This window comes from Inquilinus sp., from assembly GCF_057815775.1.
In genome coordinates, this window is record NZ_JBYRFX010000642.1 from 1 (window position 1) to 8,331 (window position 8,331).

Genomic DNA, 8,331 nt, shown 5'->3' on the forward strand with positions numbered 1-8,331 from the left:
CGCCGGCGCGGCGCCGCTGGCCGCGCTGCTGCAGGAGCGCGAGCGGATGCGCGGCAAGCGGGTCGGGCTGATCCTGACCGGCGGCAACATCGACCTGGCCCTGGCCCGGCGGGTGATTGCGTAGAGACCGTTTGTAAACGCTACTGGCGCGGCCGTCTGACGGCGGTTTCTCCGCTTCCGGTGCTCACGGACCAACGTCCGCTGCGCTCCGGTTCTCGAAACCACCGCCAGCCGACTCACGCCAGCGCATTTCCAAACAGTCTCTGAGCCGCCGATTTCGTCAGCGGGCTTTGGTCAGGGGCCGGCCGGCGAAGAAATTGTCGAGGCTTTCGATCGTCATCCGGCACATCTCGCGATGGGCGGCCTGGGTCATGCTGGCGATGTGCGGCGCCAGCACCACATTCTCCAGCCGCATCAGCGCCTCCGGCACTGCCGGCTCGTGCTCGAACACATCGAGCCCGGCGCCGGCGATGGTGCCGAATTCCAGCGCCGCGATCAGCGCCGCCTCGTTCACCACCTCGCCGCGCGAGATGTTGATGACATGGCCCTGTGGCCCCAGCGCCGCCAGCACGCTGTGGTCGACGATGCCGCGCGTGCTCTCGTCGGCACGGCAGGCGACGACCATGATGTCGGCCCATTCCGCCAGCGACGCCAGCGTGTCGTGATAGGCCCAGGGCGCGTCCGGCTTCGGCCGGCGGTTGTGGTAGGCGACCTCCATGTCGAAGGCCGCCGCCCGGCGCGCGACCTTCTCGCCGATCGAGCCGAGGCCGAGGATGCCGACCCGGCGTCCGGCCATGCCGGTCGAGATCAGCTCCGGCGGCGCGGCCGGCCGGGTCCAGCGCCCGGCGCGCAGGAAGCGTTCGCCTTCGCCCAGCCGGCGGACGCTGGCCAGCAGCAGCGCCAGCGCCATGTCGGCGACGCAGGCGGCATTGGCGCCGATGTTGCTGGTGACGACGATGCCGCGCTCCCGCGCCGCGGCGACGTCGATCCGCTCATAGCCCGAGCCGTAGCAGGCGATGATGCCGAGATTGGGCAGCCGCTCGATCAGCGCCCGGTCGATGCCGATCACGCCGATCGTGACCACGCCGCGGATGCGGTCGGCCTGCGGCAGCGGGTCGGCGGCGATGCCGGCAAAGGCCCGTTCGATCAGGTCGAAGCGCTCGCGCAGCTGGCGGAGTGACGCCTCCGGCATGCCGGGGTGAAGGTTCAGGACGGTTTCGGGCACGGGTCTGGGTCCATCGTCGGGGTTCCATCGTGGTAGCACGGGACCTGGTGGCGGACGAGGCGCGGGCCCTGCGTGCCGGGAGGACCCGATCTGCGCTCAGTGCGGTCCGGGGCCGCGGTCGACGTCGATGCTCATCGCCAGGATCCGGCTGATCTCCGTCAGGTTCCGCCCGGACTGGGCTGACCATTGGTTGAACGCCGCCTGGACCAGGGCGAGGTCGCGCTTGCCGCCCGGGGCGCGATCGATGACGCCCTCCCGGATCAGCGCGGCGACGACATCGTAGGAGGTGACGAAGGCCGGCTTGCCGATCGACCGGAGGAAGCGCATCGCCGAGTCGCCGCCGAGATGGCTGCCGCGCTTCTTCAGCAGGTCGAGCAGGCCGACATAGTCACTGTCGGGCCATTCGGCGAAGAACCGGGCGGCGCTGCCGCGTTCGGCCGCCAGCTCCAGCACCAGCTTGGCATTGGCCTGGACCGACCGGATCTTGGCGCCGTTGCGGACGATGCCCTTGTCGCTGGTCAGCGCATCGAAGCGGTCTTCCGCCATGAAGGCGCAGGCATGCGGATCGAATCCTTCGAACGCGGCTTCGAAGGCGGGCCATTTCGAATCGATCACGCGGGAGGAGAAGCCGGCGTTGAAGATTCGCCGCGTCATCGCCGACAGGATGCGGTCATCGGGCTGGGCCGCGATCGCCCCGGGGTCGAGCACGGGGGTCTCGCCGATCTTCGCCTCGAGTGTTGCAATCCCGCCCTTGCGATCCGCCGCCAGGGCAATGATGTCGCCGAAATCCCGCATCCGCCGGCCCTCCGTTGCGCACCATCCGGCGCCGCTGCCTTTGTACCGTCATGCAGAACTGGCGGCGATGGGATCGTTGCAAGCTCCGGAAACGACCGGCTGACCGGCGATTCCCAGCCCAAAATAAGCAGGGAACTCGTGGGACCCCCATCCCATTTGTCCACCGTGCGCGGATGTCGCCCTGCGGTGTTTTGACATACATTCAAGAAGGTATGTCACGGTATTGTCGCATTGGGACGAGGCGCGGGAGCGGGAATCCCCCAGCCACCAATCATGTGTGTGGAGCCAGGAATGTACAGACGCTACGTCTTCGCCGCCGGAACGGCCGCCCTGCTTGCCGCGGCGCCGGCCATGGCGCAGCAGGCGACGGGCATCTATGTCGGTGCCGGCGCCGGTGCCAATTTTCTACAGGGCAACAAGCTGAACAAGGACGACTACGACGTCGGCCCGGCCGGTGACCTGTATGTCGGTTATGCCTTCGGCAACGGTTTTCGCACCGACCTGGAAGCGAGCATCCGGGAGAACAGCCACGACGGCAACAACCACCAGACGACCTATGGCTTCATGGCCAACGGTTACTACGACTTCGATTTCGGCTCGCCCTTCGTGCCGTATGTCGGTGCCGGTGTAGGCCTGGCGCTGGTCGATGCCGACTTCGCCGGCGGCGGTGGTCGCCAGTACTTCGAATCGACCAAGGCCGCCTTCGCCTATCAGGGCATCGCCGGCGTGGCCTACAACTTCACCCCGGGCATGGCCGCCACCCTGGAATACCGCTACCTCGGCACCCAGGGCCGGACGTTCCAGGACAATGGCGAGCGGATCAAGTCCGGCGACAACAACAACCACAGCATCCTCGTCGGCCTGCGCTACAGCTTCGGCGATGTCGAGGCGGCGCCGGTGGAAGACGTTGCGCCGGTCGCCCAGGCCCGCAGCTATCTCGTGTTCTTCGACTTCGACAGCTCGAACCTGACGCCGGAGGCCAAGCAGATCGTGAACTCTGCCGCGACCGACGCGCTGCAGGGCAAGGCCTCGCAGATCAACGTGACCGGCCACACCGACCGGTCGGGTTCGGACAAGTATAACCAGGCGCTGTCGGTTCGCCGCGGCGAAGCGGTTCGCCGCGAACTGGTGACCGATGGCGTCGCCGACAATGCGATCGTCGTCCGCGGCGTCGGCGAGTCCGACCCGCTGGTGCCGACCGCCGACGGTGTGCGCGAGCCGCAGAACCGCCGTGTCGAAATCGTCCTGAACTAAGGCTGACCGGAAGGGACACGTCCCCCCTTCCGCTCCGCATCCCCGGCTCCGATGCGGACGGGCAAGGCCCTGCCGATCCCCAGTGGAACGGCAGGGCCTTGCGCGCCGGGGCATGGCGGTGCAGCGTGATCGGCATCCCGGATTCATCCGGCACCCCGCATCCGGCGTATCATCCGGACACGGTAAGGCCTGGAGACCCTGGCGATGCTGACCCGCCTGTTGCTGCTTCTGGTGCTGATCATGACCACGACCCCCGCCGCGGCCCGGCCGCTCGACTGGTCCGCTTTGCCGCTGCCGAAGATCGAGGGCGGCGCCTTTGCCGCCGATGCCTTCGCCGGCAAGGTGGTGCTGGTGGTGAACACCGCGTCCTTCTGCGGCTTCACCAAGCAGTATTCCGGGCTGGAGGCGCTGTGGACGCAGCATCGCGGCCAGGACTTCGTCCTGCTCGGCGTGCCGTCGAATGATTTCGGCGCGCAGGAGCCGGGCTCGGCCGACGAGATCAAGGATTTCTGCGAGACCAGCTTCGGCATCGATTTCCCGATGCTGGCGAAGCAGGCGGTGGTCGGCGATGCCGCCCATCCGCTGTACCGCTGGGCCGCCCAACAGGCCGCCGGTGCCGTGCCGAAATGGAACTTCCACAAGCTGCTGATCGGCCGTGACGGCACCCTGCTGGCGAGCTTCCCCAGCGGCGCCGAGCCGACCGGGCCGGAGATCACCCAGGCGGTCGACGCCGCGCTGGCGCGCTGATCCCTCACCCCGATCCGCCAGGCCCGCCGCCATCGGTCGTCAGATTCGCCGTCATGCGGCGGGCATCTGGTACCATGACGCGAAGGCATTGGGTGACCCGGGCGGGACCAGCCACGATGCGCGCTGTCGTCCTGTGAGCGTCACCACCTGACACTGCCGAGGCCCCTCGCACCGTCCGGGCTCGGCTTTGGTCTGTCTCAGCCGTTTGCCGGACCCCTCATGGTTCAGGGACCGACCGCAGGGAGCCATGACGGCAACCGCGGGCGTGGTCGGGAGCAGGTTGATGTCAAATCCTGGCGAGGGCCTGCCCTGGGGCTGGCTAGGTGCCGTGAATGGCGCGTCCCGGCCGATTCCGGCGGCCCGCCCCGAAATTCCGGTGCCGCTCAGGACCCCGCTGGCCGGACCCTACTATCAAGAAAATCAGATGGCACTCGCCCGCCGGCGAGGCGGGAGCCGGGTGAACACTTGCCCTTCGCACGCGCTCAACGCCGTCATGGGCGGCCCGGTTTCGAATTACGAAGACCAGGACGCGGTCAATATCGAGGAATTCAACGATCTGGTGGCAAGAGTCGGCTTGCCCCCCTTGGTCTGGAGAGATTTTACGGCGGCTTTGCCACCATTCGCCGCTTTGGAGAGTCTCGTCGGGCCGCGTCGGGCCATCGTCCACCTCACCCAGCATGACCCGGCCACCGACCGCTATTCATCGCATTTCTTCGCGCTGCGCGGCGATGACGAGCATGGCGACTGGCGCGAGATCGACAGCATGCGGCCTGATCAGCAGGTCGTTGGCACCACGTTGCAGGAAGCCTTGAACTTCTATCTGCAGCCCGGCGGCGGCACCCAGCTGAGCGTCGGCACCTGGCCTCTCGACACGGCACTGCCGACGGTGTCGGTCGACCACGACCCCCTGCTCACGGATCTCGCCCTCATCCGCCAGTTCCGCAGAGGCTGGGTCACTTTCGGCGATGACAGGACGCATGGCGACGAACTCAGCGCCATCTCCCAATGGATTGATACGCGGCGCCAAGCGGAATCGGCCGATGGCACGCCGAACCTGTCCGCCCGGATCGGATCGGATATGCGCGGTTTGCTGCAACGCTATGTAGACCAGACAATGCGTCATGAGCCGTGGTGGAGCGAGAACGACCTCTTCGATGCCCGGGAGGAAGCCATCTCGGCCGCCGGCATGGCTGTGGCGCGTCTGGCCGACTTCGCACTGATCCAGGAGTTTGGCCAGCACCTCCGCCACACCCAAGAACCACGTGACCGTCAGCAAACCATGTCCAGATTGACGGAGTTCGCCTGGTGGCTCGACTCGCGTGATGGCCTCGCCCTTAATGTGAGAGCCCGCATGGGCGCGATCCAACCGACCGGACTCCACGCGTCCGCCGACCGAGGGGAGTTGTCGGACGTTCAGATCCTGGAACAGGACCGGTGGCTGGCCCGGCCGGGCAGTGTCGCCCTCACCGAGAGGGTCCGCATGGGCGTGATCCAGCCGACCGTGATCGAGTCTTACGCCGCGCAACTGCCGGCGGGAGACGATGGAGAACCGGAACGGCCCTTGTCGGACGATGAGGTCCTGGAACTTCTGATCGCCCTCGAAGGGCTTGTCGCCTTCATACGGTCGCACCCGGCACAACCTGCGAATGCCGCCGAAGGCGAAGATATTCCCGTGGCGTTCCAGCAGGCCATCGAAGCCGGCGATCTCGCCGCGATCCATCGGATTTACATCGATGTCGGCGATGCCCAATGGCGGGAACATGCCGACGCCGTTCTGGAGCTGCTGCTAGACGACTCGGACCAGAATCGACGGCGCGACATTGCGGCATCGGTCGCATACGCCTTCTTCGCGGATGAGTTGGAATCGATCGGATGGGACGGCAGGACGGCCGCGCTACAGGGCCACCTCCTGGCCGATCTGGTGTTCGGCGGCGTCAACGACCCAACCCTGGACCTCAACGACCAGCGCTTGAGCCAGCGCTTCACGCCGGTCACGCAGCTTCTCCGGGACATCGACAACCGAACGGACGAAAGCCGTGACAGCCACGTCGCAGCGAGACAATTCCTGCTGTCGTTCATTTCCGACATCATCACGATTGGGCCTGACCGGATCCCCGCCGGCGCCAGAGGCGACATTGGCCTGAGAGGCGCTGTTCTGGCACTGTTGCGCGATCCTGATGGCCGGCCGCCGAGAGACGGCGCTCTTCGGGCTTTTCTGCGGGCTCTCGCAGGACAACCGCCGCTCGGCGTCGCCGAGGTGCTGCCGGATGCCGTCGAAGCCGGCGATGTCGCCACGATCCACAGGATCGGGGACGACGTGGAAGATGCGCAATGGCGCGAGCATGCCGATGCCATACTCGCAGCATTGCCGGACGATGGGATCCCGGACCAGCGTCGCGATATCGCGACGGCGATCGCATCCGCCTTCTCCGCCGTCGACGCCGGACCAATCGAATGGGAGAGCAGGAGCGCCGAACAGCGTGCCCGCATCGCGGCCGTCCTGATGCTCGGCAACATCGTGAACCCCGACTTCAATCGCGATGACCCGCGCTTCGCGCCGTTCGCGCAGCTGATCCGGCACATGACCGGTGACATGGGCAGCAGTGATGAGTACTACGCCGTGGCGTCGGAATTCATGACCTCACTGTCGGGTAATCCTGATGGCCAGAACCCGGAAAACGCCGGGTCCGAAGACGAGGCAAGCCAGGGAGAGCCGTCGTCGGACGAAGACATCGCCGAGACGCTGGAGGACGCCGTCGAAATCGGTGATGTCGAGTCGATTCACCGGATCCGGAGCCACGTGGAAGCTGCGCAGTGGCGTGAGAATGCAGATGCCATTCTTGCAGCACTGCCGGACGACGGGACCCCGAGGCAGCGCCTGCGCATTGCCGATGCGGTGGCAGGGGCGTTCTTCGCCGACGATGCGGAGCCGATCGAATGGGAGGACCGGACGGACCAGGAACGCGGCCATCTTGCGGCCATCCTGGCATATGGCGCCTGGGGTGGACCGGAGGCCCGCCTCGAGCATCCGCGCTTCAGTCCGGTCATGCTGCTGGTCCAGTCTATCGGCAGCAGAGCGCGAGAAAGCCATGACAGTCATGTCGCGGCAAGGACGCTCCTGCTGTCCCTTCTATCCGAGAACGGCTCGATCGACCCCGAGATCTTCGGTGCCGATACCGTGGCCGGGCGCATGCTTCAGCTCTTGCTGGCCAATCCTGAAGGCCGGGACCCGGCCGACATCGAATCCGCAGAAGACCAGATGGATGTCGGGTCCGAGGATGGAGACGGCGCAGATGCTGCCGAGGCATCGGAGCCAGGGTCCGCCGGCGCCGCGGCAGGACCAATTCGTTCGGAACCATCGATTCGGCGTCGGAGGCGGCCTTATCCGGCAAGACCCCGAGCCAGCCGCCCGGATGGCGAGAATCCATCACCATCCGCAGCCCCCATCGGCGTGCGGTTGAGAGCCCGCCGTGCCATCGAGCGCGGCGGCGACGTCGATCAGGTGATAGCCGACCACAACATCACTCATCCCAACGACATCGCGGAATTGCATGAATTCGCCGCGGAACCGAGATCGAACCGCCGCGGGCCACGCTGATCCGTCGCAACGGATGCTTGCGGCTGCGTCCGGATGCGGCTTACGATCCCTTAAGCTTAAAACAATTGCCAGGGCTGGAGACGGCCGCACCGCGCCACAGCGGTGACGGCCAAACTCGGCCCGGCGGTCCGACGTCGGGCCGGCACCCGTCCGGGGCGCCCCGTCGTCCAAAGCGGGGGGCAGGGCATGTCGGCAGAGGCAACAGGAGTCGCATCCGCGGTGTACGATGGCGGGACGCTGAGACGGGCGGTGATCGCCTCGGTCGTGGGCAACACCCTCGAATGGTACGATTTCTTCCTGTACGGCACCGCCGCGGCGCTGGTCTTCGGCCGGCTGTTCTTTCCGGCCGGCACCGACCCGATGGTCGGCACCCTGGCCGCTTTCGCCGGCTATGCCATCGGCTTCATCGCCCGGCCGCTGGGCGGGCTGGTGTTCGGCCATCTCGGCGACCGCCAGGGCCGCAAGGTCGCCCTGGTCTGGACCCTGTCGATCATGGGCTTCGCCACCTTCGCCATCGGCCTGCTGCCGGTCTATGACACGGCCGGGATCTGGGCCGCGGTGCTGCTGGTGGCGCTGCGGCTGTTGCAGGGCGTCGCCGCCGGCGGCGAATGGGGCGGCGCGGTGCTGATGACGACCGAGAACGCCCCGCCCGGCCGCCGCGGCTTCTACGGCGCCTGGAGCCAGGTCGGGGTCGGCGGCGGCTTCATCCTCT

At 67.0% G+C, this 8,331-nt stretch carries 6 protein-coding genes; 4 read left to right on the forward strand and 2 right to left on the reverse strand.

What is annotated here, in order from left to right; translation table 11 throughout:
* Positions 1-280 precede the first annotated feature (280 nt).
* Together AC3XYG_RS22235 and AC3XYG_RS22240 are read right to left on the reverse strand one after the other, a co-directional pair.
* Positions 281-1,225 (reverse strand): 2-hydroxyacid dehydrogenase, encoded by a 945-nt coding sequence (locus AC3XYG_RS22235; protein WP_489142049.1) that lies wholly within the window; start codon positions 1,223-1,225, stop codon positions 281-283.
* A gap of 96 nt (positions 1,226-1,321) precedes the next feature.
* The gene (locus AC3XYG_RS22240) at positions 1,322-2,020 is read right to left on the reverse strand and encodes a DNA-3-methyladenine glycosylase I (RefSeq protein WP_489142050.1); all 699 of its coding nucleotides are present in this window, start codon (positions 2,018-2,020) and stop codon (positions 1,322-1,324) included.
* 291 nt (positions 2,021-2,311) lie between these two features.
* Here AC3XYG_RS22240 and AC3XYG_RS22245 point away from each other — a divergent pair, with 291 nt between their 5' ends.
* From AC3XYG_RS22245 to AC3XYG_RS22260, 4 genes are all read left to right on the forward strand, one after another.
* Positions 2,312-3,274: an OmpA family protein gene (locus AC3XYG_RS22245; protein ID WP_489142051.1), complete on the forward strand. Its 963-nt coding sequence runs from the start codon at positions 2,312-2,314 to the stop codon at positions 3,272-3,274.
* Positions 3,275-3,478: 204 nt separating this feature from the next.
* Positions 3,479-4,021: a glutathione peroxidase gene (locus AC3XYG_RS22250; protein WP_489142052.1), complete on the forward strand. Its 543-nt coding sequence runs from the start codon at positions 3,479-3,481 to the stop codon at positions 4,019-4,021.
* A gap of 247 nt (positions 4,022-4,268) precedes the next feature.
* The gene (locus tag AC3XYG_RS22255) at positions 4,269-7,619 is read left to right on the forward strand and encodes a hypothetical protein (protein WP_489142053.1); all 3,351 of its coding nucleotides are present in this window, start codon (positions 4,269-4,271) and stop codon (positions 7,617-7,619) included.
* A 249-nt stretch (positions 7,620-7,868) separates the two neighbouring features.
* The coding region (locus AC3XYG_RS22260) for an MFS transporter (protein ID WP_489142054.1) at positions 7,869-8,331 on the forward strand (463 nt) is incomplete at its 3' end.